The organism is Micromonospora sp. NBC_01392 (assembly GCF_045040125.1).
Lineage (GTDB): Bacteria > Actinomycetota > Actinomycetes > Mycobacteriales > Micromonosporaceae > Micromonospora.
In genome coordinates this window covers 5374954-5400120 of the sequence record NZ_CP109549.1, presented here as the reverse complement: position 1 = coordinate 5400120, position 25167 = coordinate 5374954, and the positions used below count along the sequence as shown (strand labels likewise).

Sequence of the window (25167 nt, the reverse complement as noted above, 5' to 3'; positions counted from 1 at the left end):
CATAATCATGCCTCCTGGTCATATCGGTGGCGGTCGTGTGCCGGTGCGGCGAGCGCGTCCTCTCCGTGCTGGCATGACGGTGATCAGTGGTCCGGAAGGTCGAGGCGCGGATGACGCACGAGCGGGACCTGTCGGCACGCGACGGCGGGGAGTTGGACGGCTTCCACATCGGACACCTGTCCGGCGGGATCGGCGAGGCGGTGTCGGACTTCGCCTCCGAGTGGGAGGACGTCAGCTTCGCCACCCGCGTCTGGGAGCGCCAGGTCGAGGACGGCTACCGCGTCGACCTGCGGGTGCACGTGCTCCGGAGTGAGCGGCTCACCGATCTGGACGCGGTCCGCGAGTTCCTCGCCGAGTACCAGGAGCGTGACCCCGCGACCTGGGAGCTTGCCGACTTCACCCACCCCGACGGGCCCGGCCTGATCGGCGACGCGGAGGCGTTCTGGCTCGCCGGACCCGGAGTGGCCGTGAATGTGCTGGCGGACCAGGAGGTGGTGGACGCCGCCGCGCTCCGGTCGATCGCGGTCGGCGCGCGCTGGCTCGGGCGTTGAGTTCGGCATTGCAGGACATGCTCGACGATCTGCGGGAACCTCCGGTTGCGGCCGATCGGCCTTGCATCGTCGGTCCGCATCAGCGCGGGAGTGGCGGTGAGCGCAGCGGTGCCCAGCCGACGAACCGGGCGAACAGCGCCTGCGGGCTCGGCGCCTCGTCCGGGTTGAGACGGTGCAGATCCACAGCCGCGTCGTAGAGCTGCCCGTACAGGTGGACGGAGAGAGCCGTGCGGTCACCTGCGTACTCGGCCAGCAGGGCGAGCCGAGCCGCCGCGCACGGCCACGGGTGGGCGCAGCACTTGCAGATCCAGAGCGGGCGCATGGGTGCATGCGGTCGGGCGCCGGTGCTCATGCCGGCACCCGCACCCGGGCGGGGGATGGGCCAACGCGGGGTTTGGCGTCCAGCCAGCGCAGCCCGGCCGGCTGCACGAACAGTTCCCGTTTGGCGACCGCCTCGCCCCTGCCGTCCAACTCGTAAGTCTCGATGGATGCCCAACCGTCGAACGTGGAGCGGTCGGTGATCTCGCGAATGACCCGCACGGTGATCGGGCGACAGAACTGCACGCTCGCCGCGCGGTCGAGGCGCAGCAGGTCTCCCGCCCGGATCGGACGAGCGCTCACCGTGGCTCGTCGGGCCCGGTCGCGGCGGCCTTGACGAAGCGCGCGTAGACCACCTCCAGGCAGGGGTAGTCCTCGCCGCAGCCGCACAGCCAGCGGACGACCCGGCGCGGCGGGTGCGCGAAGAGGATGTCATCGGCGTCCTCGATGTCCTGCGCCGAGACGAAGGGTTCACCGGGGGACGTGTCGTCGGTGCGTTCGCCCATCGGGCCTCCCGTCGGAGTACGACGTGCGGGGACAGGTACGCACGCTCGGCCGTCCGGGGGATTGGCCGGCCGAGCGCTCTACGCGGTGGGAACGGACCAACTCCGGGTTGCAGACCTGGGAGCCGGCCGGATCGAGCTTTACACAACTAGTCACACATGGCAAGGACGACAACACGTTGCTTGTCATGGCATGTCGTGCGTGATCGAATGGCGGGGCAGACCTGGGAGTCCATATGCCCGTCAAACCGAAGTGGGAACAACTCGCGGATCAGCTCCGCACTCAGATTCAGTCAGGAGAACTCGTGCCGGGGGACAAGTTGCCGTCCACGGCGCAGCTCAAGGCGGAGCACGGCGTCTCGACGACAGTGGTTCGCCAAGCCATCCTCGTGCTTCAGACGCAGGGATGGGTGGAGGGCGTTCACGGCCTCGGGGTCTTCGTCTCCGAGCGAGGCGAGTCGGCCTGACGCCTCGCCGGTCGAGTGCCCCAGGTGACTCTGCGTAAGGCGCGTGGCAGACAGAAGGCATCTCGACGGTATGCCTCTGCACATTTATGCCCAAGCGTCGTACCGCTTGTCGGCGATGTTCCCGCCGAGACGGGGTGCACATGAGCGCCGGACGGGCGAGCGTCCCACCGACCGGGACGCGTTCCGGCGCACGCCGATCTTGCGCTTTCGGCCGATGGAACGCGGTTCATGTGCCGCTTTGTCGGGGCGGTGAGTGCAAGATCGGCGCGGCGGGGGTGTCGCGGAGCCTGGCCGCGGTGTGCACGAGGGAGGCGACCGGGCGGGAGCGGCTGCCGGCGGGCCAGGCGAGCACCGTGGTGATGTGCGGCGCGTCGACGACGGGTACCGCGACGTGTTGCGGCCACTGCCAGGCGCGGCTGGAGGTCGGGATCACCAGCAGCGTCCGGCCGAGCGCGACGAGTTGGGCGAGCTGCGACTGGGTGCGTACCTCCGGGCCCGGCCCCGCCGGATAGGTTCCGTCGAGCCGGGGCCAGCGCGCGATCGGCAGGTCCGGCACGTGCTGGACCTCCGCGAGCGTGAGCCGGTCGCGGGCGGCGAGCGGATGCCCGGCGGGCAGGATCGCGACCTGCCCTTCGGTGACCAGGTCCTCGGTGTCGAATCCGGCCAGGTCGTCGACGGGGCGGTGCATGATCGCCACGTCGGCGCGGCCGGCGCGCAGCAGTCCGGCCTGCTCGCCGACCTCGCACAGCAGGACCTCGACCGGTGGTGCGCCGGGCTCGCCCGCGAGCGCGTCGAGGAGGCGTTGCAGCAGCTCGTGCGAGGCCCCGGCCTTCGTCACGAGCACCAGTGGTCGCGTCGGGGTCCCGGCCCGTCGGGTACGACTCGCGGCGGCCGTCACCGCGTCGAGGACCGTGCCGGCCTCCCTGAGCAGCACCCGGCCGGCGTCGGTGAGGGCCACGCCGCGCCGGTCCCGGTCGAGGAGCCGGACACCGAGGCGGCGCTCCAGTTGCCGGATCGCGCGGGAGAGCGGCGGTTGGGCGATCCCGAGCCGCGCGGCGGCGCGCCCGAAGTGCAACTCCTCGGCGACGGCGACGAAGTATCGCAGCTCGCGGGTCTCCAGATCGTCCACGGATGCAGGCTAACGCGCCGGTGATACCCGCCGGGTATCACCGCGTACCCGATCGGTCTTGGCCGTCGGGTCGGCGGCTCGCCAGCATGGGGCGGGTGAACGACACGAAGACCGCGCTGGTCACCGGCGCGAACAAGGGCATCGGCTACGCCGTCGCGGCGGGCCTCGGCGCGCTCGGTTTCACGGTCGCGGTGGGGGCCCGCGACGACGCGCGGCGCGCGGAGGCGGTCGGGCGGCTGCGTACCGTCGGTGTCGACGCGTTCGGGGTGGCGCTCGACGTCACCTCCGCGGACAGCGCAGCCGAGGCCGCGGCCACCGTCGAGCGCACGACCGGACGGCTCGACGTGCTGGTCAACAACGCGGGCATCTCCGGCCGGTACGACGGGGGCGCGCAGGACCCGACGACGCTCGACCTGGACGTCCTGCGTACCGTCCTCGACACGAACGTGTTCGGGGTGGTCCGGGTGACCAACGCGATGCTGCCGCTGCTGCGCCGGGCGCCCGCACCGCGCATCGTCAACATGTCGAGCAACATGGGCTCGCTGACGCTCGCCACCGGCCCGGTCCTGGCGGCGTACGCACCGTCGAAGACGCTGCTCAACAGCATCACCGCCCAGTACGCCCGCCGGCTCGCCGACACGAACATCATCGTCAACGCCGCCTGCCCCGGCTGGGTGGCCACCGACTTCACCAACTTCGCCGGGCCGCGTACCCCGGAACAGGGCGCCGCGATCGCGCTCCGGCTGGCCACCCTGCCCGACGACGGGCCGCGCGGCGGCTTCTTCGACGACAACGGCGTCGTTCCGTGGTAGGCATCGACCGGCGGCCCTGGCAAGGTCGTCGTCGGCATCGTGCGAGCATGGATGCGAGCCGAGGATCTCGACACCAACCGTGCTCGAACCGCAGACCGACGTTCTCCACGAGTGAGGCAGTAACCGGAAGAACGCTAGATCTTGGAAGCGGAAGGCCCCTCTGGGGGCCATTTCCTTCCAAGATCGCCAAGATCGCCAAGACCGCCCACGTCGCCAGTCGTTTGTCCGGGCCAGCCGGCGGCACGCAGGGCGGCTCGTAACTGGTCGAGCACCGATTCCGGGTCGTCGCGCAGGGCCCAGGAGGGGAACCGGAGGACGCGGTCGCCCTCGACCCAGAGCGCGTTCTGCCGTCGCATGTCCGCCCAGGCGTGCGCCGGGTCGAGATGCTGGCCGCCGTCCACCTCGACGTGCACCCGCCACTCGTCGAAGTAGGCGTCGAGGTAGCGTCGCCGCCCCGTGGCGTCGCGCCGGATCACCTGGCGGGTCGGTTCGGGCAGGCCGGCGCGACGCACGAGGTCGAGCAGGTTCAACTCGCCCAGCGAATGCGCACCGCCGGCCGCGTCCGTGGCGGTGGACAGGAGGAGTCGCCGGCGGCGGACCCGTGGCATCCGACTCAGCACCTCATGCAGGTCGTCACCGCCCACCAGCCGCTGCTGGAACGCCGCCGCGACGATCGCCCGGGCCTGCGCGTCGGAAGGTGCCCACTGGGCCGCGTCGATCACCGATCGGGCGGCCGTCGTCCGGGGCGGCTGACCGACCCGCACCACATCCCCGTCGGGCAGGTGGATGGTCCGGTGTGCGCGTACCCCGGCCGGCAGCGGAGCACGACGGCAGGTGGCGGGCAGGAGCAGATGGACGACGCGGTCCGGAAACCCGCGAAGGCCACCCGCCTGGGCGGCGGTGATGCCGCCGAGCAGCGCGGACGGGCCGGCGGCCAGCACCGCGATCCACCGGCGCTGGGCGGGACCGACCGGGCCGTTGTGCGCGACGAGAACAGCACGGTGAGCCTGACGCCATCGGCCGGTGGCCACCCGGTGCCGGATCGCCTTGCGGGTGAGATGTGCCCGTGCCTGATTGAGGCTGAGCACGTCGTCCTGACGGAACAACAACCAGGTCAACTCGTCCGCGTCGTCCGATGGCAGCGCCCGCCGCATCCCCGCCCACGAATTCCCCACCCCCCAAGGCTGCCGCCCCCAGGACCCGCCGCGCGCCCCCTGTGGACAACGCTCGTAGATCTTGGAAGAAAAGGGCCCCCGGAGGGGCCGATTCCTTCCAAGATCTACAACCTCAGCGGTGCGCGTTGCTCGGGCGGGCCCAGGGGCCGGTGATGGCGAAGACGTAGCCGGGGGTCTGGATGTTGGCGAACAGGATCTTCCCGTCCGCGCTGAACGTCGGCCCGGTGAACTCGCTGTCGTTCAGCTCGTTGCGGGCCAGCGCGTACGCCTTGCCCTGCTCGGTGACGCCGACCAGGTGCGACACGCCCTCGCCGTCCTCGGCCAGGATCACCCCGCCGTACGGGGAGACGGTGATGTTGTCCGGCCCGTCGTAGTTGCCGCTGTCGGCCTCCGGGTCGGTGTTCACGCCGAAGATGGTCTTCAGCGTGACGGTCTGCCGGCGCGGGTCGTAGAACCAGACCTGGCCGTCGTGCTCGTTGACGCTGCCGTCGTCGTGGCGGGCGTAGCTGGCCACGAAGTACGCGCCGCCGTCACCCCACCAGGCGCCCTCCAGCTTGCGGCTGCGGGTCACCTCGTCGTCGGTGAACTGCTTGCGCACGGACACGGTCCGGGCGTCCCGGTCCGGCACCTCCACCCAGTCGACCTGGTAGCGGGTGCCCGGCGTGGTGGCCTCGGACAGGTCGGCCACGTGCCCGTCGCCGCGCCGGCACCGCATCGCCTCCAGGGTGCCGGCGGTGGCGCCGTCCGGCCGCTGGGCGAGCGCCCGCAGCGCGCCCTTGCCGGCCCGGAAGCCGGGCGGCGGCGTCCACCGGAAGTACAGCCCGTTCGGGCCGCTGGCGTCCTCGGTCAGGTAGATCGAGTGGGTGTACGGGTCGACCGCCACCGCCTCGTGGGAGTAGCGGCCGAGGAACGTCAGCGCCACCGGGTCGGTGTTGGCGGACCGGTCGTGCGGGTCGACCTCGAAGACGTACCCGTGGTCCTTGAGGAACTGACCGCCGGCCCGCTGCTCGGTCTCCTCGCAGGTCAGCCACGTGCCCCACGGCGTGATGCCGCCGGCGCAGTTGTTGTGCGTGCCGGCCACGCTGACGTATTCGCGCAGCCGCCGGCCGTGCTTGTCCACCTCGATGGTGGTGGTGCCGCCGCGTGCGCCCGGGTCGTAGGTGAGGCCGGGCAGCGCCGGCACCGGGTAGGGCTCGCTGCCGCCGATCTCATGGTTGTTGACCAGCACCGAGCCGCGCGGGCCGCGGAAGCAGCCGGTGCCGTCGGCGTCGCTCGGGGTCGGCTGCCCCGATTCCAGCAGCGTCGCGCCGGCCTGGGCGACGACGGTGTACGAGAAGCCGGGCGGCAGCGCCAGCAGGCCGGCCGGGTCCGGGACCAGGTCGCCGTAACCGACCGCGGGCCGGCACGCGGCGCGGGCCGCCGTCGGCCCGGCGATGGCGTCCAGGTTGCCGGCCACCACGATGCCGAGGCCGCCGGCCGCGCCGCCCAGCAGCGACCGCCGGGAGAGGGGTGAGTTGGAGGTCACGTCGTCGCCTTCCTGTGCACTCGAGGTTGCACTGGCAGGCAAGTCGGGTCGCGGGAACGGCGGGCGGCGGGACCGTCGGCGGTGGGGTGAACAGTGGACGAATCCCGGGTGCCGAGCGCCCCGTGCTCCGATGGCGGGCGTCCGTTAGGGTTCCCTCGATCGCAGACGGCGTCGGAGGGCGGACGGTGAACAGGTTCGCGGCGGCGTACCGGCAGGCGGTCGAGCGGCACCGGGCGGCGCGGCGCCACTGGGCGACCGCCGGGCGGCTGCTGGGGGCGGCCGGGCCGGCCCCGGTCGGCAGCCCCGAGCTGGTCGCCCGACTGGCCCGCCTGGGTGGGGAGCTGGCCGCCGCGGTGCCCGGCACCGCCCGCGTCGCGACCCACCCCGTGCCGGTACGCCTCGGCGAGGCGACCACCGTCGACGGCGTGTTCCCGGTGCTGGTGCCGGTGGGGGCGGGCGCCCACCTGGCGGTCGACGTGGACGCCCGCGACCCGCGCGTCGGCGAGTTGCTGCGCGCCGTGGTGGTCCGGCTGCTCACCGCCGCCCCGGCCGGCGCGGTCCGGGTGGTCGGCATCGACCAGGCCGCGTTCGGGGCGGCGTTCCTGCCGCTGCGCCCGCTGCACGACGCCGGGGTGCTCGGCGCGGCGGCGACCACCGAGGCGGAGACGGCCGCGTTGCTGGACGCCGCGGAGCGACACGCGCGTACCGCCCAGCGGGCCGACCCGGAGGACCGGGAGCTGCTCGTGGTGGTCGCCGCGTCGACGCTGCCGGCCCGGGAGCTGGCCCGGCTGGCCGCGCTCACCCACGCCGGCCCGGCCGCGGCGGTCTGCGTGCTGCTGGCCGGCTACGCAGCGGCCGGTCCGGGCGTGTCCGTGCCGCCGCTGGGGGCCACCACCCAGCTCCGGGTCACCGAGCGCTACACGCTCGTCGGTGACCCGCCGGGCCGCCCGTTCAGCGTCGACGGCAGCGGGCTGGCCGCGCCGGTGGTGCTCGACGGCGACCCGTCGCACGCCGTGGTGACCGCGTTGGCCCGCCGGCTCGCCGAGGCCGCCGACGACAGCTCCGCCGTCACGTTCGCCGACCTGCTCCCGCCGCGGCGGTGGGCCGAGTCGGCCGGCGCCGGCCTGCGCACGGTGCTCGGCCGGGCCGGGCGGAAGCCGGTGACCGTCGCGTTCGACGACGCCACGCCGCACTGGCTGGTGGGTGGCCGCACCGGCGCCGGCAAGACGGTGCTGCTGCTCGACGTGCTCTACGGGCTGGCCGCCCGCTACTCCCCGGCCGAGCTGCGGCTGATGCTGCTCGACTTCAAGGAGGGCGTCAGCTTCACCGAGTTCGTGCCGACCCCGCGCGATGAGTCCTGGCTGCCGCACGCCCGCGCGGTCGGCATCGAGTCCGACCGGGAGTACGGCGTGGCCGTGCTCCGGGAGCTGCGCGCCGAGCTGACCCGGCGCGCCGAGCTGCTGAAGCGGCACGGCGTCAGCCGCCTCGCCGACCTGCCGCCGAACGCCCGCCCACCCCGGATCGTCACCGTCGTGGACGAGTTCCACGTGCTGTTCGCCGGCAACGACGCGCTGGCCCGGCAGGCCGTCGACCTGATCGAGGAGCTGGCCCGCAAGGGCCGCTCGTACGGCCTGCACCTGGTGCTGGCCAGCCAGAGCACCACCGGCATCGAGGCCCTGTACGGCCGGGCCGAGGCCATCTTCGGCCAGTTCCCGCTGCGCATCGCGTTGCCCGGTGGGGACGCCGTGCTGGACCCGCGCAACGACGCCGCACGGGGGCTCACGGTCGGCGCCGCCGTGGTGAACACCGCCGCCGGCGCGCCCGGTGCGGACACCGAGGTGGACTTCCCGGACGCGCACGCCGCCGCGGCCGACCTCGCGGCGCTGCGCCACGAGTTGCACGCGGCCCGCCCGGAGGGCGCCCTGCCGCCGGCGGTGTTCCGCGGCCACGAGACGCCCCGGCTCGCCGACGATCCGGCGTGGGCGGCGCTGACACCCGGCGCCGACCCGCCGTACGCGCTCCTCGGCCGCGTGGTGGACGTCGCCGGCAGCCCGGCCGGCTTCGCGCTCGACGCGAGCCCGGGCCGGCACCTGGCCGTGGTGGGCACCGCCGCGGCCGGCGCGGAGGTGCTCCGCTCGGCCGTCCTGGCGCTGGCCCGGCAGCACGCGCCGGGCACCGCCCGGTTCCTGTTCGCGCCGTTGGCGCCGGGCACCACCGACCTTGCCGACGACCTGGCGATGACGCTGGCCGCCGCCGGTCACCCGGTCCGCCGGCTGGACACCGACGCGCTGCGCGCGCTCCTCGCCGAGCTGGCCGGCGACGCGTCCGGGCCGGGCCGCACCTACCTGACGGTGTTCGGGATGGACGCCGCCGCCGGCACGCTGGCCGTCACCGCTCCGGGCACGTTCCGCTCCGGGCACGACGACCTGCGCGCGGTGCTGCGGCACGGTCCGGCACGCGGCGTGCACGTGCTCGGCTGGTGGCGGGGGCTGCGCCGGCTCGCCGACGACCTCGGCGGCAGTGGGCACCGCGACGACGTGACCGGGCTGGTCGCGTTGAACGTGCCGGCCGCCGACCTCGGTCTGCACCTCGGCGTGCACGACCTCGCCTACCAGCCGCGCGACGGCCGCGCCCTGCTGGTCGACCGGCACGAGCACCGGACCGCCCTGATCGTGCCGTTCGCCCCCGAGAGCGACAACCCATGAGTGGATTCGACGAGTACGCGGCCCTGATCCGGGAGCTGTCCACCCGGCAGCGGGGCGGGGAGCGGGCCATCGCCGCCGAGGCGGAGCGCCGGCGTGGCCTCCAGTCCGGGGTGGACGAGGTCGGGCGGCGGCTGGCCGCGCAGGGGGAGCGCCTGGACCGGCTCGGGCAGGCGGTCGGCGTACCGATGGGGTCGGTTCCGGACGCGGCCGGTGCGCCCGCCGGGCCGGGAAGCGATCCGGCGGCGGAGCTGGCGGCGGCCGGGCGGCTGGCCGACGAGGCGGACCGGCACGGGCAGGAGGCGGAGGCGTTGGCGCGGCGGCCGGTGCTGCTGCCCACCTGGTCCGCGCCGGCCCGGGCGGTCGCGGTGTACGCCGGGTGCGCGCTTGTCGGCTCGGTGTTCATGTTGATCGCGCTGCTCGGTTCACCGTTGCCGGTGTCCGGGATGGACCTGGTCGCGGCGCTGTCCTGCGCCGGCGTGCCGTTGCTGTCGTTCGTGGCCGGTCAGGTCGTGCTGGCCCGCTGGGGCCGCCCCGCGCTGCCCGACCCCGAGACCCCGGCCGGCCGGTACGTGCCGATGGGCTTCGTGATCTGCGCCCTGGTCTCCCCGTCCCTGTTCTGCCTCTACCTGATCCTCTTCCGCCTCCTCCGCTGACCCGGCCTGGCCTGACCCGCCTCGGCCTGGCCCGCGATCTTGCAGTTTCGGCCCGGGTGATGCGGCTTTCATGGCTTTTGTCGGGGCGGCAAGTGCAAGATCGCGGAGGGGGGTGGGGCGGGGGTGGGGCGGTAGGGTTGGTGGGGTTGGGGGCGAGGTGGGGAGGGCTTGTGAGTGCGGCGGAGGTCATTGCCAGGCTGGCGGCGGCGGCGCGGAAGCTGGACGAGGCGAAGGCCCGTACGGCCGCTGCCGCGCAGGACGCGGCCGAGGCGCGGGCGTTGGTGGCCGGCGCGCTGGAAGGCGCCACGGCGGGGCCGCTGATCGGGGTGATCGACGCCTACCGGCAGGCGCTCGCCCAGGCCGCGCAGGGCGGCGAGCCGGCCCGCCAGCACGTGCAGGAGACCATCGCGAAGGTCCAGGCGCTGGGGAACTGACCGGCCGGGGCGGGCGTCACGGGTCGGTCAGCAGCAGCCAGTCGTCGTCGCGGCGGGTGACGGCGGTGCCGGGTGGCCAGACGTGGGTGACCGATGTCGAGGCGCGGGCCTGGTCGACCAGTGCCCGGCGGGCCAGTGTCGCGCCCTCGAAGCGGGCCCGCCCGTGGAACACGGCCCGGCCGAAGTTGGCCGCGCCCTCGAAACGGGCGCCCTCGAACCACGCCTCCGCGCCGAACTCGGTCCAGCGGAACAACGCCATGTCGGCGAAGCGCGCCCGGTGGAAGCCGGCGTACCCGACGAACGTGGTGTGCTCCATGGACACCCCGCCGAGGAAGACCGTTTCCCGGAAGCTGGCGCTGTCGGTGAACCTGGCCCGGTCGAAGCTGATCGGCTGCCGCACCGTGGCGTCCCGGAACGAGACCGGTCCGAGGCTCGCGCCCCGGCAGGACAGCGCGCCGCCGAGGTCGGCCCGCTCGAAGCTCACCCGACCGGTGAGACGGGCGTCGTCGAGGACGATCTCGGCGTCGCCGGTGAGGTCGTCGAGGACGACGTCGGCGAACTCGGCGGTCAGCCGCAGCCGGCCGTGCGTGACCGCGCCGGCGAAGCTGGTGGTGCCGGTGCAGACCGCGCCGGTGAGGTCGAGGTCCACGAGCGTGCAGCCGGCGGCGTCGAAGTTGTCCAGCCGGGCGCCGGTCAGGTCCAGCGCGATGCCCGGCCACCAGCCGTCCTGGTCCGCGCGCAGGTGCCGGGTCAGCATCCGTTGCGCGGTCCGCCGCACCTCGGTCTCGCGCCTGTCGTCGGGCGCCGGCATCCGCAGGTACGCGCAGATCACCGCCACGGTTGTCGGGCGCTGCGCCGGGTTGTCCTGACCGAGCCGTTCCAGGGCGTGCAGGCCGCCGAGGCGGACCGCCGGGTGGTCGCTGCCGATCAGCTCGATGGCCCGGACGTACAGCTCGGTGAGCCGCCGTTCGGCGGCGTCGTGCTCGACGGCGGTGGCCTGCCGGTCCTGGTGGCGGGCGGCGGTCTCGGCGACCACCTCGGCGTGCGCCTGCACCCGGTCGCGGTGCGTCTGGTCGCGGGCGGCGACCGCCTCCTGGTGCCGCTGGCCGCGTTCGCTGATCCACTGTCGACGGGCGGCGAACAGCAGCGCCACCCCGCCGCCGGTGCCGGCGACCACGGTGAGGCCGGTGCGGATGGCGTCGACGCGCAGCGTGGCCCGGGTGTCGGGTTGGCCGGCCCGGTCGGCCTCGGCGAGCAGCCAGTCCAGCACCAGCCAGCCGAGCAGCACGGCCAGCAACAGCCCGAGCAGCGCCGACCACCAGGGCATCACCCGCAGCGGCTTCTCCGGCGGCGGTGGTGGGGTGGACACGGCGCCCAGCATGCCATCGCGGCCCCGGGCGGTGGGGGCACCGGCCCCGTCCCGAATGCCGGTTCGTGCGCCAGGTGGAACAACTGGTTACCGGCGCGTAACTTTTCATTGACGTGTGTGAAATCAGACACGCATCATCGTTCCCACGATCGATCGGACCCCACCCGCCCCGCCCGGTTCCCGCCGGGTGCCCCTCCCATCGGAGGTGCAGCCCATGCTGCTCCGAACGATCCTGGCCGCCACCGTCACCGCCACCGCGCTGCTCGTCCCGGCCACCGCCGCCCACGCCGCCGCGCCACCCGCCGCGCCGGACGCGGTCACCGCCCCCGCCGCCCCGGCCAGCACCGTCACCGCCGCCGAGCGGGCCGCCGCCGCGGCAGCCGACCCGGTGATCGTGGTCGGCGGCCTGATCGGCGTCTCCATCGCGTACGAGCCGATCGCCGCCCGGCTGCGCGCCGACGGCTACCGGGTCTCCATCTACCAGCTGCCGAACCTCGGCTTCGGCGACATCCGCGAGTCCGCCCGGGCCCTGTCGTCCTACGTGGACCAGGTCCGCGCCGCCACCGGCGCGAGCCGGGTCGACCTGGTCACCCACTCCGAGGGCGGGCTGGTGAGCCGCTGGTACGTCAAGTTCCTCGGCGGCGCCGCCGCGGTCGACCAGTACGTCAGCCTCGGCAGCCCGCAGTACGGCACGTACGTCGCCAACATCCTCGCCGTCGTCGGGCTGGGCAGTTGCGCCGGCATCGTGGCCTGCCAGCAGATGACCATCGGGTCGAGCTTCCTGGCCGACCTGAACTCCGGCGACGACACCCCGGGACCGGTCCGCTGGACCACGCTGCGCACCTGGCAGGACGAGCTGGTGCGTCCGGTCGACAACGCGGTGCTCGCCGACGGCGCGACGAACGTGCTGGTGCAGGCGTGGTGCCCGCTGCGGGTGGTCGGCCACCTCGGTCTGGTGCTCGACGGCACCACCTACACGGCGGTGCGGCAGGCGTTGGCCGGCGTCGCGATCCGGCCCAACTGTTTCGCGGTCTGAGCCGCCCGGGCCCGCCCCCCCGGGGTGGGCCCGGCCCGACCGCGCTCACCCCCGGATCAGGTCGGCGGCCCGCCAGGCCAGCGCCGTCACCGGCGCGCTGGTCCAGCCCGCCACCATCGCCGGCAGCACCGACGCGTCCACCACCCGCAGCCCGTCGACGCCGCGTACCCGCAGCTCGGGGTCGACCACGTGGTCGTCGTCCGCGCCCATGGCGCAGGTGCCGACCGCGTGATAGCCGCAGTAGCCGTGCGCCACCGCCGCCTCGACGATCTCCTCGTCGGTCCGCGTCGTCAGGCCGGGGACGGTCTCGACCTGGAGCCGCTTGGCGATCGGCCCGGTGGCGAAGAACTCCCGCATCCGGCGGAACAGGTCCACCGCCGTCCGTCGGTCCGGTTCGGTGGTCAGGTAGTTCGCCACGATCGCCGGCGGGACGCGTGGATCGGCGTCGGTGACGGTGAGGCTGCCCTCGCTGTCCGGCCGGGTCACCGTGCCCAGGCACATCACGCCCGGCTCCCGCTCCAGCTCCAGCGCCCGGCCGGGGCGGGGCGGGGCGGCCGAGAACGGCGCCATCAGCAGGTGGCCGTCCGGCCGGTCCAGATCGGGCCGGGACTTCACGTGCGCCGCGACGTCGAGCACCGGCAGCGCCAGCGGCCCGCCCCGGGTGAGCAGCCAGCGCAGCGTGGCGCCGGCCTGCCCGAGCGGGCTCGCCAGCCGGGCGTTGTAGCCGCCCGGCTCGGCGAGCCGGTACTGCAACGCGATCGACCGGTGCTCCCGCAGGCCGGCGCCCACCCGGGGACGGTCGAGCAGGACCGGCACGCCGGCGGCGCGCAACGTGTCGGCCGGCCCGATGCCGGAGACCTGCAACAGCGCCGGGGTGGCCAGCGCGCCGGCGGCGAGGACCACCGCCCCGGCCGCCCGGTGCTCGACCTCCCGGCCCCGGTGCGCCACCCGTACGCCGACCGCCCGGCCGCCCTCGACCAGCACGCGCAGCACCACGGCGTCGACCACGACGGTCAGGTTCGGTCGGCGCCGCGCCGGGTGCAGGAACGCGTCGGCGGCGCTGACCCGACGGCCGGCGTGGATGGTCGCGGTCGGGTAGCCGATCCGCTCGTCGTCGTCGGCGTCCAGGTCGTCCACCCGACGCCAGCCCAGCTCGACGCCGGTCGCCACCATCTCCTCGGCGAGCGGGTCGGTGCCGGTGGCGACGGAGAGCCGCACCGGCCCGCCGACGCCCCGGTGCGGCGCCGGCCCCAGCGGATGGTCCTCCACCCGCTGGAACACCTGCCGCATCGTCGACCAGCCCCAGCCCAGCGGCGCCAGCGTGTCCCAGTCCCGGGCCGCGCCGCGGCTCCAGATCATGCCGTTGACCGACGTCGAGCCGCCGATCATCCGGCCCCGTTGCCACGTCTCCCGCCGGCCCGGCCCGGTGGCCGCCGGGTAGTGCCAGGCGGTACGCGGGTCGTCCATCAGCCGGGAGAACGCCTTCGGCACCCGCACGAACGGGCTACGGTCCCAGCCGCCCGCCTCGACCAGCAGCACCCGGGTGCCCGGGTCCTCGGTCAGCCGGTCGGCCAGCACACACCCGGCCGCGCCGGCGCCGACCACGACGTAATCGAATTCCACCACTGAGAGGACCCCCACTCGCGAGAATCCTTCTGACAGTAGTTTCTCGATCACCGTTGGCAAGTGTCGGGTTTCAGGCCGCCTTCGCCAGCGCCTCGTACTCGTCGTCGGTCAGCTCCACCTCGGCCGCCGCGACGTTCTCCTCCAGGTGCGCCACCGACGACGTACCCGGAATCGGCAGCATCACCGGCGACCGGCGCAACAGCCACGCCAGGGCGAGCTGCGCGGGGCTGGCGCCGTGCCCGGTCGAGATCGCGTCCAGCGGACCGCCCGGCCGGGCCAGGTTGCCGGTGGCGATCGGGAACCAGGGGATGAACGCCAGGTCGTTGCGCTCGCAGTGGGTCAGCACGTCCTCGGCGCTGCGGTCGGCCAGGTTGTAGAGGTTCTGCACGGACACGATCGGGGTGATCGCCCGCGCCGCCTCGATCTGCTCCACCGTCACCTCGGAGAGCCCGATGTGCCGGATCTTGCCCTCCTGCTTGAGCAGCGCCAGCTCACCGAGCTGGTCGGCGAGCGGCACCTGCGCGTCGATCCGGTGCAGCTGGTAGAGCGGGATCGCCTCCAGGCCCAGGTGGCGCAGGCTCAGCTCGCACTGCTGGCGCAGGTACTCCGGGCGCCCCACCGGCCGCCAGTCGCCCGGGCCGGAACGGGTCAGCCCGGCCTTGGTGGCGATCACCAGGTCGTCGGCGTACGGGTGCAGCGCCTCCCGGATCAGCAGCTCGCTCACGAACGGCCCGTACGAGTCGGCGGTGTCGATGAACGTCACCCCCAGCTCGTACGCGCGGCGCAGCACCCGCACCGCCTCCGCCGGGTCCTTCGGGTCGCCCCAGACGCCCGGGCCGGTGAGCTGCATCGCCCCGTAGCCGAGACGGTCGACCCGCAGGTCACCGCCGATCCGGTAGCTGCCCGACGCCTTGGCGGGCTGGTTGCTGGTGGCCATCATGGTCCTCCTGAGGTGGGTGGTCCGCCGACCCGAGGATCATTCCCCGAACCGGGCCGCCGAAGCCTGCTCAACCGAGGTGTCGCAGCACCACCAGCGCCTGGTCGTCCTCCGAGCCGGCCAGGTCGTGCAGGAGCGCGTCCGCGATCGCCTCCACCGGCTCGTCCCGCACCGCGGTCAGCGACCGGTGCAGCGCCGCGACGCCCTCGTCGTACGGCTGGCCGCGCCGCTCCACCAGCCCGTCGGTGTACGCGACCAGCACGTCCCCGGGACGGAACGCGACAGTGGTGATCGTCATCGGCCGGTCGACCATGCCCAGCGGCATCGCGTTGGCGGTCTGCACGGTGCGCGGCGGCCGCCCGGCCGGCAGCACCACCGGGTGCGGGTGCCCGGCCCGGGCCACGTGCGCCACGCGGGCCGCCGGATCGACCACCACGACCAGGCAGGTGCCCAGGAACCCGACGCCGAGCAGCTCGGTGAGCCGGAGGAACACCTCCTCCAGCGGCACGCCCATCCGGATCAGCGTGTTCAGCACGGTACGTAGCTGGGCCATGTCGGCGGCGGCCTCGACCTGGTGCCCGACCACGTCACCGACCACCACGGCCAGCCGGTCGCCGTCCTGCCGGACCAGGTCGTACCAGTCGCCGCCGAGGTGCAGGCCGCTCATCGCCGGCCGGTAGCGGGTGGCCACCTCCAGGCCCTTCGGCGTGGTCAGCGAGGAACTGCGCAGCCGGCCGGCCAGCCGGGTCACCAGGTTGTGCTCGGCGGCGGCCAACCGGACCCGCTCCAGCGTCTGCTCGCACAGGTCGGCGACGGTGTCCAGCAGCGCCAGGTCGCTGTCCCGCAGCGGGCGCTCCCGCCGCCAGCCGAAGCCCAGCGCGGCGATCGGGCGGCGCTCGGCGCCGAACAGCGGCAGCGCCACGGTGGTCACCATGCCGTGCCGGCCGACCGCATCGGGCAGGCCGGGGAACCGGGAGGCGAAGTCGGCGCGGTCGCGCAGCACGATGCGTTCCCCGTGGCGCAGCGCGCGGACGATCGGGCGCGGGTCGTCGACGGTCAGGTCGCGGAACGTGGCGGCCAGCTCGCCCGGCACGTCGTCGTGGTACCAGAGCCGGACCCGGCGGCCCTCGTCCCGCATGGCCAGGCCGGGCAGCTCCGCGCCGAACGCGGTGGTGGCGGCGTCCAGGATCACCGCGATCGCCTCGGTGGTGGACCGGGTCATGCTCAACCGGGCCGCGAACCCGGCCATCGCCTGCGCCGAGCCGGTCAGCTCGGCCCGTTGCAGCGCCTGACTGCACAGCGCGGCCACCGCGTCGAGGAGACTGTGCAGCGCCTCGTCGTCGGCGACCGGGTCGGCCCAGCGCACCTCCAGCACGCCGAGCGCGCCGCCGTCGCCGTCCCGCAGCGGCAGGCAGACCCCGGTGGCCCGGCCGTCGCCCAGCGGCAGCGCCGCGTTGTCGCGTACCGCCCGGGCCAGCGGGACGTCGGCGTCGACCGGCAGCCGCTCGGGCGACACGCCGGCGCCGGCCACGTCGAGCACGGTTCGGCCGGGCAGGGCGATCGCCACCCGCAGCGTGGTGGCGTCCACCACGGCCGGGGCCACCGTGGTCACCACCTCGACGATGGCGTCCCGGCCCCGGGCCGAGCTGAGCGCGCCGGCCAGCCGGGCGAGCGCCTCGGCCCGCCGCAGCGCCTGCTCCGACCGGACGCGGAACAGCCGCAGTTCGGCGCGGGCGGCCGCCAGTTCGGCGCGGGCGGCGTCGAGTTCGGCGCGGGCGGCGTCCGGTTCGGCGGGGTCGGCCGATCGCGGGGTCTCCGTCCCGTCGCGCTCCGTGATCGCCCTGACCGCGTCCCCGCCGGTGGTGTCGAGGACGTCCGGCCACCGGGCGTCGTCGGGTCCGGTGCTGCTCACCCGGAACCTCCGCTCGGGCGTGGACGTCGGCAGTACCCGAAACGTACCAGCGGCCCGCCCTGGCGGCGATCGTCACGCCGTCCGGTCGGGGCCCCGTCCACGGGCGAGCGCGTCCACCGCGGCGAGATCCCCGGCCGGCGCGTCCGCCAGCGCCAGGTCGTGGAGGAACCGCACCCACACCGGCTCGATGCCCGGCGCGTCGGCGAACAGTTCCGCGGTGACGTGTCCGGTCGCGTACGCCACCGTGCGCCGGACGAGGTTCTGGATCTCGTCCGGGGTGTGCCACCGGACCTCGCGGGCCGCCGCCGGATCCGGCCGGACGGTTCCGGCGACCACCGCCCGGTAGAGGAACCAGTGGTGGCCCGTGCCCCGCGGGCCGGCCGGCCGGCGGCAGGCGTTGGGCCGCCAACCCTCCGCCACCAGGTCCAGCGTCCGGACGGTCAGGCCCACCTCCTCGGCGACCTCCTGGCGGGCCGCGTCGGCCGGGGTGCCGTGGTCGTCCACGTGACCGGCGACCGGGGCCATGCCCACCGGCGGGGTGGCCCGGCGCAGCAACAACAGCCGCCCGGCCGGATCGGCGATCAGCACGCCGACGCTCGTGTTGTCGCAGCGGCGCGGCGGGCCGGCGACCGGCGGCGGGTCACCCCGGTGACTCGTCATGTTAGTCAACGCTCTTATCCGATCTACTGTCGCAAGTCAATGCTTGCGCGTCATTCAATCCCGTATACGCTGGCACCGGCCTTATGGTAATTGCATCTCGAGTGCCTCCCGCGGTCGTGACGGCACGTGTTGAATTCGCACCCCTATAGCCGACCCTTATCGCGTGCGTCGCGACCCCTATATTCGTGCGCGACTACCCCTGAAGGAGTGGGAGCATGAGCGGTCCATCGGTCGCGGAGACTGCCGCGAAAACGGTGCCGGACGATTCCGGCGCGGCCGTTCCCGAAGGTCCCCACCGTTTTCGCGACACCGCGAAGATGATGCGTCTGTCGCAGGGCAACTGGCGCGAGGCGGAGAGCGGGGGCCTGATCAACCTGCACCTCGACTGCCGGCCCGACGGCACCCTGCACGACCCGGACACGGGCCGCTCGTTCCTCAACCTCAGCTCCTACTCCTACCTCGGGCTGAACACGCACCCCGCGGTGGTGCAGGGGGCGATCGACGCCCTGACCGACCAGGGTTGCGTCGGCCTCGGCATCACGCCCACCCGGATGCGGCCGTCGGTGCTGCGGCAGGCCCAGGACCAGCTCTCCGAGATCTGGCGGGCGCAGTGTCTGCTGGCGATCTCGTGCAGCGTGGCGACCGCCGGACTGCTTCCGTTGGTGTCCTCGGGGCATCTCATCGACGGCCGTCCCCGGGTCACCGTGTTCGACAAGCGCAGCCACTTCTGCATGGACTACGTGAAGCCGATCTGCGCCGACGAGGCGCCCGTGCTGGTGGCCCCGCACAACGACATCGACTTCGTCGAGGACGCGTGCAAGAAGTACGGGCGGGTGGCCTACGTCGCCGACGGCGCCTATTCCATGGGCGGCCTGGCGGATCTCGACGGCCTGTTGCAGCTCCAGGACCGGTACGGCCTTTTCCTGTGGATGGACGATTCGCACGCCATTTCCGTCATGGGTGACCGGGGAGAGGGCTACATCCGGTCGGCGGTGGACCGGCTCAACGACCTGACCCTCATCACCGGATCGCTGGAGAAGGGCTTCGGGTGTTCCGGCGGCGTGGTGATGCTCCCGGACTCCGTCGACCCCGCCCTGGTCAACACGTTCGCCGGGCCGATGTGTTGGTCGCAGTCCCCGAGCGTCGCCAACATGGGCAGCGTCCTGGCCGCCGCCCGGCTGCACGCCGGCCCGGAGCTGAACGTCCTGCAGACCCGGCTGCGCGCCAACCTCGACTACTTCGACTCACGGGTGCCCAGCGAGTCCGCCGGCAGCATCCTGCCGGTGCGGGCGCTCCCGGTGGGCGACCGCGACCTGGCCGTGGACCTGTCCCGCAGGCTGCTGGACGAGGGTTTCTACTGCGCGCCGGTCTACTTCCCGGTGACCTCCCGGGGCCGCGAGGGACTACGCGTCATGATCCGGGCCAACCTCGGCGAGGACGACCTGCGCCGCTTCGTCGACCTGCTCGTCGACTGGGTGGTGCCCCACCTGGTGGGGGCGGACGGCGCCGTGGCGGCCGGGGACCCGAGATGACCCTCGTCGAGGGCGTGCCCCGCAGTCGGTCCCGCGGGATCTGTCGCTGCCTGCTCGTCACGCCGGCCACCCGGATGGAACGGTTCCTCGGCAGCGCCTCGGGAGCCGCCGACATCAACCTGCTCGACCTGGAGGACTCCGTGCCGGCAGAGGCCAAGCACGGCGCGCGGCAGGCGGTGGCCCTACTCGACCCGGCCGAGGTGCCGGACGGATACAGCCTGCGGGTCAACCCGGTCCGATCCCCCGAGGGCGTTCGCGACCTGCACATGGTGCTCGACGCCCGGACCGCCCCGGACATGATCGTGCTGCCGAAGGTGGAGTCGCCGCACGACGTCGAACTCGTCGACGAGGTTCTGGCCGGCGCGGGGATCGACACCGTGCTCTGGGCGATCCTGGAGACCGCGTCCGGGCTGGAGAACGCGATGGCCGTCGCCCGGTCCCGTCCCCGGCTCGTGGCGTTGACCTTCGGCGCGGCCGACTTCTGCGCCGACACCGGCACCGCCATGGAGTGGGAGCCCCTGTTGATGGCCCGGTCCCGGGTCGCGCTGGCCGCGCGCTCGGCGGGGATCGAGGCGGTGGACGGGCCGACCTTCGACCTCGACGACGCCGCCGCGCTCGAGTCCGACGCCCGTCGCGCCGCCGGCCTCGGCTACACCGGCAAGGTGGCCGTGCACCCCGGCCAGGTCGACGCCATCAACGAGGTGTTCACGCCCAGCGCGGCCGACGTCCACCGGGCCGACCGGATCGTGGGGGAGTTCCGCCGCACCGGCGCGAGCATCATCACCATGGACGGCCGGATGCTCGGGCCGCCCTTCCTGCGGCAGGCCGAGAGCACGCTCGCGCGGGCGGGGCGGTCGCGGTGAGGCCGCCGCGCGCCTTCACCGAGGTCTCGCCGGGGCGGTACCGCGAGTCCCGGGGCCTCTACTACGACGAGTTCGACGTCGGTGACGTCATCGAGCACCGACCCGGCCGGACCGTCACCGACGCCGACAACATCTGGATGTCGCTGCTCAGCCTCAACGCCCACCCCCTGCACATCGACGCCGCCTACGCCGAGCAGACCGAGTTCGGCCGTCCCGTCGTGTCGAGCCTGGTGACGCTCGCCATCGTCGGTGGGATGAGCACCAACGGCACCAGCGCGCGGGCGGTGGCCAACCTCGGCTGGGAGGAGATCCGCCTGACCACGCCGGTCTTCGTCGGCGACACCCTCACCGCCGAGTCCGAGGTGGTGGCCAAGCGCCTCTCCCGGTCCCGCCCCGGCACCGGTGTCGTGACGTTCCGGACCCGCGGGCTCAAGTCCGACGGCACCCCGGTCATGACCTTCACCCGCAGCGCGCTGATCCCGTGCGCCGACGGGAGCGGCGCGGCGTGAGCGGGGAGACCGGTCTCGTCCCGTTGGTGCTCGACCGCGACGCGGTCACCGACGCGGCCGACCTGCCCGCGCTGGTCGAGGAACTGCGCCAGGGGTACGCCGAGGGTCGGCGCGCCGCCGCCCGTACGCCGCTGCGGACCACCGTGACCACCGCGGACCCGCCGGCGATGTTCGGCGTCATGCCCTCGGTCAGTGCCCGGGACGGTCTCTTCGTCACGAAGCTGGCCGCGCTGGTGCCGGACCGGCCGGCGGGGGAGCCCGCGATCCACGCGCTCTCGGTGGTGATGTCGACCCGGACCGGGCGACCGCTGGCGGTGCTGGACGGTGCGGCCGTGACCGACCTGCGGTGCGCCGCGGTCACCGCGCTGGTGACCGACGTCTGCACCCCCTCCCGGCGGCTGCACGTCGGCCTGATCGGCAGCGGGGTGCTGGCCCGGCAGCAACTGCGGGGGATGTGCGCGGTACGGCCGATCGCGTCGGTCCGGGTCGCCAGCCGCCGCGCGGCGAACGCCGAGGCGTTCGCCAGGTGGGCGGTCGGCCTGGTCGGCCCGGGGTGCCCGGTCGAGGTCGTCGACGGGCCGGACGACGTGCTCGTCGGGCGCGACGTGATCTGCACCGCGACCGGCTCGGCCGAGCCGCTGGTCACCCGGCTGCCGGCCGGGCCGGTGCACGTCAACTGCATGGGCGCGCACGCGGCGGACCGCCGGGAGGTCGCCGCCGACCTGCTGCGGGAGCACCTGGTCCTGGTGGAGGATCTCGACCTGGCCCTGGCCGAGGCGGGCCCGGCGCACCGGGACGCGACGGATCTCGGCACGCTGCTCGCCGACGTCCCGGCCGACCTGGCGTCCCGCACCACCGTCTTCAGCTCGACCGGCGACCCGTGGGCCGACCTGGTGACCGCCGGGCACGTGCTGCGCCTCGCCCGCGACCGCGTGGCGGTCGGCTGATGCGCGTCCTGGTGACCGGCGCCGCGGGCCGGCTGGGTGGGGCCTGCGTCGCGGCCCTGGCCGACGCCGGGCACGACGTCCGCGCCCTGAAGCACCGGCGTCCGGTGACACCGGTCCCGGGCCGGCGGGTCGAGGTGCGGCAGGGCACGCCGGCGGACCCGGCGACGGCGGCGGACCTCACCCGGGACGTCGACGCGGTGGTGCACTGCGCCTTCCGGTTCGCCCCGCACCCGCCGGCCGACTACCGGCGGGACAACCTGGACGCCGCGCTGCGGCTGATGGAGCACGGACACGCGAACGGGGTCCGGACCTTCGTGCAGGTGTCCAGCGTGATGGTGTACGGGCTGGACCCGGGCGTCGGCACGGATCCGCTGCCCGAGACGCGGTCACCGGCCGACGTCGCCGAGGTGCTGGACCCGTACCCGGCGATGAAGATCGAGCTGGAGCGCCGGCTGCGCGAGTCGTCGGAACGGCTCGGCGTGAACCTGGTGGTGGTGCGCCCGGGGATCCTCTTCGACGACCGCACCCCGCCGGTCGTCCGTACCGTCGGTCGGGTCGGCCTGCTGGTCGGCGCCGGCCGCAACCATCTGCCGTTCGTCCACACGGCGGACGTCGCCGACCTGGTCCGGCGGGCGGTGGAGGACGGTCGCCCGGCGGTGTACCACGCCGCGCCGGTCCGACCGGCGCCGGCGCTGCCGTTCGCCCGCGCCTGGTGCCGCCGGCACGCGCCCGGCCTGCGGGTGCTGCCCGTGCCACGGCCGGCCTACGCGGCGCTGGGTCTGCTGACCTGGTCCGCCGCCCGGGCCCGGGGCCGGCCCGCCCGGTGGCCCAACCTCCGCTACGGGATCCGCCGCGCCACCCGCGACCTGCGGTACGACGTGACCCGGGCCCGCGCGCTCGGCTGGGTCGACACGCACACCCGGACCGTCCAGGAAGGAACCGACCGATGACCGGCACCTGGCCGTTGAGCGAACCGACCCCGGTCACCGACCGCCTGGACGAGGCGTTCCGGCACGTCGACTTCGCCGGCTGCCAGGTGTTCGTCCTGCTGGGGCACCCACGTTCGGACATCGGCAAGGGTCAGCTGGTGGCGCGGCTGGCCGCGCTCGCCCCCGGCCCGGCGACGGTGGTCAAGTTCGACGGCATCCTCAACACCAACGAGCGCGGCAACCATCCCTCGCCGAACGACGACCTGGCCACCTACCGGCGGTTCCTGCCGGGCATCGTGATGGGCTGGCCGAACCAGATCCTCGGCGGCGACGTCCTGCTCTCGTTCCTGCGCGAGTTCGGCGGCACCGACTGGGAACATCTCAGCTTCGTACCGCACCTCAGCCGGTTCTTCCTGCTCACCCTGCACCGGGCCTGGGTCGACGCGGGTCGTCCGGACCACCTGTTCGTGGAGCTCGGTGGCACGGTCTTCGACCAGGAGCTGACCACGTACGCGCTGCCGGCGCTGTCCATGCTGGGCACGCCGACCAACGCCCGGGTGACCACCGCGCTCCTCTCCGAGCTGCCGGGCGGGTTCGTGGAGCCGAAGACGCGGTCGCTCCAGGACTGCCTGACCGGCAGCCTCCGCTTCGGCCTCCTCTACGACGTGCTCTTCCTGCGCGTGCCGGAGCGGGATCCGGGGGACGACGAACTGGCCGCCCTGGAGGCCGCCGTCTCGGCGAAGCTGCGGCGGCACCTGGTCCACCGGCCCACGCCGCCCCGGCTGGTGGTCGTCCCGACCTTCGAGGGGCCGGCCCTGGACGGGTACCTCGACTACCTGCACCGCCGGCGACACCTCGTCGCCGACCTCGGCCGGCCGGCGGCCGGCGTGACCATCACCGGCGGGTCGGGGCGCCGGTCGGAGGAGACGAGAGAGGGAACGGTCCCATGTGCGGGATAGCTGCCGCCTTCCCCGCCGACCGGGCCGCCGTGGAGGCGGCCCTGGCCGGCATGCGCCACCGCGGCCCGGACGCGACGGCCGTGCTCGACGACCCGCGGTTCACCCTCGGGGTGGTCCGGCTCGCCATCACCGACGTCGCGCACGGGGACCAGCCGCTGCGCTCGCCCGGCGGGCGGGCCTGGGTGGCGTTCAACGGCGCCGTCTACAACCATCGCCGGGTCCTCGACGAGCTGGGGGTGCGCCCACCGTCGGGCAACGACGGCCACGTCGTGGGCGTCCTCTACGAGAAGTACGGGCTGCGCTTCGCCGACCACCTGGAGGGCATGTACGCGGTCTGCCTCTACGACGTGGAGCAGGACGTCCTGGTGGTGGCGGTGGACGGCATCGGGATCAAGCCGCTGTACGTGGCGCGCGGGGGCGGGTCCACGTTCGTCAGCAGCACCCCGGAGACCATTCCGGCCGAGCTGCGACCGCTCGCCTGCCGGGTGGCCCCGGGGACCGTGTGGTCCTCGCGCGGGGAGGTCGTCGCCATCGAGCCCCGCCCGCGCGAGGGGACGCTGCGGGACCTGGTGGTGACCGCCGTACGGGACCAGATCCCGACCGAGGTGCGGTGGGGCTGCATGCTCAGCGGCGGCCTGGACAGCTCGCTGCTGACCGCGATCGCCGCCCGGGAGGCCGGCCGGGTCAGCACCTTCACCGCCGGCATCGAGGGCAGCCCCGACCTCGACGCGGCGCGGGAGGTGGCGGAACACCTGGGCGCCGACCACCATGAGGTGATCTTCGACGAGACGGAGATCCCCGACCTGCTCGACGCCGTCGTCACGCACACGGTCAGCCCGGACGTCTTCACCGTGCTCGGCGGCGTCGGCACCTGGCTCACCGCCCGCCTCGCCCACGCCGCCGGGGTCAAGGTGCTGCTCTCCGGCGAGGGCGCGGACGAGCTGTTCGGCGGCTACGGCTTCTACGCCGACCTGCCACCGGCCATGGTCGAGCCGTGGATGCGGTTCGAGCAGCAGGACTTGGGCGCGCGGGAGTGCCTGCGGCTGGACCGCTGCGCCATGGCGCACCACGTCGAGGCGCGGGTGCCGTACCTCGACTCGGCGGTGATCGCCCACGCGCGGGCCCTGCCGCCGGACCGCAAGATCGACCGTTCGGTGCGGCCGGTGCGGCAGAAGGTCGCGCTCCGGGAGGTCGCGGAGGAGTTCCTCCCGTCCCACCTGGCGCACCGGGTCAAGATGCCGTTCCCCGACGGCGCCGGGTACCTGCACGCCGTCGGACGCTTCGCGGCCGGCCGGATCACCGGCGCGGACCTGGCCGAGCTGTTCGAGCAGCCGGAGGCCGCCGCCTTCCTCCAGGCCGCGCCGGAGATGCAGGGGTACGGCCTGCGCACCGCCGCCTACCTGTGGCAGCGCTGGAGCGAGCGCTTTCCCGACCTGAGCGCCGACTACCGGGGTCTGGTCCGTCGAGGGCTGCTCCGGCGCACCCTGCGCCACGGCGCCTACACCCGGGCGGACTTCCTCGCGGCGCTCGGGTCGTCCGGTCCGGCGGTCGATTGAACACCTACAATTCCCGGTACGAAAGGGACGGACGGCGCGCCCAGCCGTCGGTGACGAGAG

Annotated in this window: 25 protein-coding genes; 14 read left to right on the top strand and 11 right to left on the bottom strand. The window is 74.1% G+C overall.

What is annotated here, in order from left to right; genetic code table 11:
• Positions 1–110 precede the first annotated feature (110 nt).
• Positions 111–551 (top strand): hypothetical protein, encoded by a 441-nt coding sequence (locus tag OG767_RS23120; RefSeq protein ID WP_405090483.1) that lies wholly within the window; start codon positions 111–113, stop codon positions 549–551.
• Positions 552–630: 79 nt separating this feature from the next.
• Here OG767_RS23120 and OG767_RS23115 read toward each other — a convergent pair whose 3' ends face one another.
• The 3 genes from OG767_RS23115 to OG767_RS23105 are packed head-to-tail and all read right to left on the bottom strand — an operon-like array spanning position 631 to position 1375.
• Positions 631–903, bottom strand: coding sequence for a hypothetical protein (locus OG767_RS23115; protein ID WP_405090482.1), 273 nt, complete (start codon positions 901–903; stop codon positions 631–633).
• Complete coding sequence (locus OG767_RS23110; RefSeq protein ID WP_405090481.1) at positions 900–1172, bottom strand: hypothetical protein; 273 nt, start codon at positions 1170–1172, stop codon at positions 900–902. The genes OG767_RS23115 and OG767_RS23110 overlap by 4 nt, the downstream gene beginning before the upstream one ends.
• Positions 1169–1375, bottom strand: a complete 207-nt coding sequence (locus tag OG767_RS23105) for a hypothetical protein (RefSeq protein WP_405090480.1) — start codon at positions 1373–1375, stop codon at positions 1169–1171. The genes OG767_RS23110 and OG767_RS23105 overlap by 4 nt, the downstream gene beginning before the upstream one ends.
• A gap of 233 nt (positions 1376–1608) precedes the next feature.
• Between OG767_RS23105 and OG767_RS23100 the strand changes: the two genes are divergently transcribed.
• Positions 1609–1839 (top strand): winged helix-turn-helix domain-containing protein, encoded by a 231-nt coding sequence (locus OG767_RS23100; RefSeq protein WP_405090479.1) that lies wholly within the window; start codon positions 1609–1611, stop codon positions 1837–1839.
• 226 nt (positions 1840–2065) lie between these two features.
• Here the strand turns inward: OG767_RS23100 and OG767_RS23095 are convergent, their stop codons facing one another.
• The gene (locus tag OG767_RS23095) at positions 2066–2959 is read right to left on the bottom strand and encodes a LysR family transcriptional regulator (RefSeq protein ID WP_405094282.1); all 894 of its coding nucleotides are present in this window, start codon (positions 2957–2959) and stop codon (positions 2066–2068) included.
• 95 nt (positions 2960–3054) lie between these two features.
• Between OG767_RS23095 and OG767_RS23090 the strand changes: the two genes are divergently transcribed.
• Complete coding sequence (locus tag OG767_RS23090; RefSeq protein ID WP_405090478.1) at positions 3055–3780, top strand: SDR family oxidoreductase; 726 nt, start codon at positions 3055–3057, stop codon at positions 3778–3780.
• Between the two features lie 134 nt (positions 3781–3914).
• On the opposite strand, the gene OG767_RS23085 is transcribed toward OG767_RS23090, so the two are convergent.
• A complete protein-coding gene (locus OG767_RS23085; RefSeq protein WP_405090477.1) occupies positions 3915–4955 on the bottom strand; it encodes an endonuclease domain-containing protein in 1041 nt (346 codons plus the stop codon).
• Between the two features lie 112 nt (positions 4956–5067).
• Positions 5068–6480, bottom strand: a complete 1413-nt coding sequence (locus tag OG767_RS23080) for an alkaline phosphatase PhoX (protein WP_405090476.1) — start codon at positions 6478–6480, stop codon at positions 5068–5070.
• A gap of 185 nt (positions 6481–6665) precedes the next feature.
• Here OG767_RS23080 and OG767_RS23075 point away from each other — a divergent pair, with 185 nt between their 5' ends.
• The 3 genes from OG767_RS23075 to OG767_RS23065 all read left to right on the top strand — a co-directional run bounded on the left by OG767_RS23075 (position 6666) and on the right by OG767_RS23065 (position 10272).
• Positions 6666–9185 (top strand): FtsK/SpoIIIE domain-containing protein, encoded by a 2520-nt coding sequence (locus OG767_RS23075; RefSeq protein WP_405090475.1) that lies wholly within the window; start codon positions 6666–6668, stop codon positions 9183–9185.
• Positions 9182–9838 carry a hypothetical protein gene (locus OG767_RS23070; protein WP_405090474.1) on the top strand — a complete coding sequence of 219 codons (657 nt, stop codon included), beginning with the start codon at positions 9182–9184 and terminating at the stop codon, positions 9836–9838. The genes OG767_RS23075 and OG767_RS23070 overlap by 4 nt, the downstream gene beginning before the upstream one ends.
• Before the next feature lie 170 nt (positions 9839–10008).
• Positions 10009–10272 (top strand): DUF6244 family protein, encoded by a 264-nt coding sequence (locus OG767_RS23065; RefSeq protein WP_107157547.1) that lies wholly within the window; start codon positions 10009–10011, stop codon positions 10270–10272.
• 16 nt (positions 10273–10288) lie between these two features.
• On the opposite strand, the gene OG767_RS23060 is transcribed toward OG767_RS23065, so the two are convergent.
• A complete protein-coding gene (locus OG767_RS23060) occupies positions 10289–11641 on the bottom strand; it encodes a pentapeptide repeat-containing protein (RefSeq protein ID WP_405090473.1) in 1353 nt (450 codons plus the stop codon).
• A 214-nt stretch (positions 11642–11855) separates the two neighbouring features.
• Between OG767_RS23060 and OG767_RS23055 the strand changes: the two genes are divergently transcribed.
• Complete coding sequence (locus OG767_RS23055; RefSeq protein WP_405090472.1) at positions 11856–12677, top strand: lipase family alpha/beta hydrolase; 822 nt, start codon at positions 11856–11858, stop codon at positions 12675–12677.
• 45 nt (positions 12678–12722) lie between these two features.
• Here the strand turns inward: OG767_RS23055 and OG767_RS23050 are convergent, their stop codons facing one another.
• The 4 genes from OG767_RS23050 to OG767_RS23035 all read right to left on the bottom strand — a co-directional run bounded on the left by OG767_RS23050 (position 12723) and on the right by OG767_RS23035 (position 17812).
• Complete coding sequence (locus OG767_RS23050; RefSeq protein WP_405090471.1) at positions 12723–14303, bottom strand: GMC family oxidoreductase; 1581 nt, start codon at positions 14301–14303, stop codon at positions 12723–12725.
• A gap of 70 nt (positions 14304–14373) precedes the next feature.
• Complete coding sequence (locus OG767_RS23045; protein WP_405090470.1) at positions 14374–15240, bottom strand: aldo/keto reductase; 867 nt, start codon at positions 15238–15240, stop codon at positions 14374–14376.
• 70 nt (positions 15241–15310) lie between these two features.
• Positions 15311–17152: a PP2C family protein-serine/threonine phosphatase gene (locus OG767_RS23040; RefSeq protein WP_405090469.1), complete on the bottom strand. Its 1842-nt coding sequence runs from the start codon at positions 17150–17152 to the stop codon at positions 15311–15313.
• A gap of 72 nt (positions 17153–17224) precedes the next feature.
• A complete protein-coding gene (locus tag OG767_RS23035) occupies positions 17225–17812 on the bottom strand; it encodes an NUDIX hydrolase (RefSeq protein WP_405090468.1) in 588 nt (195 codons plus the stop codon).
• Positions 17813–18027: 215 nt separating this feature from the next.
• On the opposite strand from OG767_RS23035, the gene OG767_RS23030 reads away from it, so the two are divergent.
• The 7 genes from OG767_RS23030 to OG767_RS23000 are packed head-to-tail and all read left to right on the top strand — an operon-like array spanning position 18028 to position 25107.
• On the top strand, positions 18028–19344 hold the full coding sequence (locus OG767_RS23030) for an aminotransferase class I/II-fold pyridoxal phosphate-dependent enzyme (RefSeq protein ID WP_405090467.1): 1317 nt from the start codon (positions 18028–18030) through the stop codon (positions 19342–19344).
• The gene (locus OG767_RS23025) at positions 19341–20207 is read left to right on the top strand and encodes an HpcH/HpaI aldolase/citrate lyase family protein (protein ID WP_405090466.1); all 867 of its coding nucleotides are present in this window, start codon (positions 19341–19343) and stop codon (positions 20205–20207) included. The genes OG767_RS23030 and OG767_RS23025 overlap by 4 nt, the downstream gene beginning before the upstream one ends.
• Positions 20204–20716 (top strand): MaoC family dehydratase, encoded by a 513-nt coding sequence (locus OG767_RS23020; protein WP_405090465.1) that lies wholly within the window; start codon positions 20204–20206, stop codon positions 20714–20716. The genes OG767_RS23025 and OG767_RS23020 overlap by 4 nt, the downstream gene beginning before the upstream one ends.
• Positions 20713–21663, top strand: coding sequence for an ornithine cyclodeaminase family protein (locus tag OG767_RS23015; RefSeq protein WP_405090464.1), 951 nt, complete (start codon positions 20713–20715; stop codon positions 21661–21663). The genes OG767_RS23020 and OG767_RS23015 overlap by 4 nt, the downstream gene beginning before the upstream one ends.
• Positions 21663–22613 carry an NAD-dependent epimerase/dehydratase family protein gene (locus OG767_RS23010; RefSeq protein WP_405090463.1) on the top strand — a complete coding sequence of 317 codons (951 nt, stop codon included), beginning with the start codon at positions 21663–21665 and terminating at the stop codon, positions 22611–22613. The genes OG767_RS23015 and OG767_RS23010 overlap by 1 nt, the downstream gene beginning before the upstream one ends.
• Positions 22610–23551, top strand: coding sequence for a hypothetical protein (locus tag OG767_RS23005; RefSeq protein ID WP_405090462.1), 942 nt, complete (start codon positions 22610–22612; stop codon positions 23549–23551). Before OG767_RS23010 ends, OG767_RS23005 begins: the two co-directional genes overlap by 4 nt.
• A complete protein-coding gene (locus OG767_RS23000) occupies positions 23539–25107 on the top strand; it encodes an asparagine synthetase B family protein (RefSeq protein WP_405090461.1) in 1569 nt (522 codons plus the stop codon). Before OG767_RS23005 ends, OG767_RS23000 begins: the two co-directional genes overlap by 13 nt.
• Positions 25108–25167 lie beyond the last annotated feature (60 nt).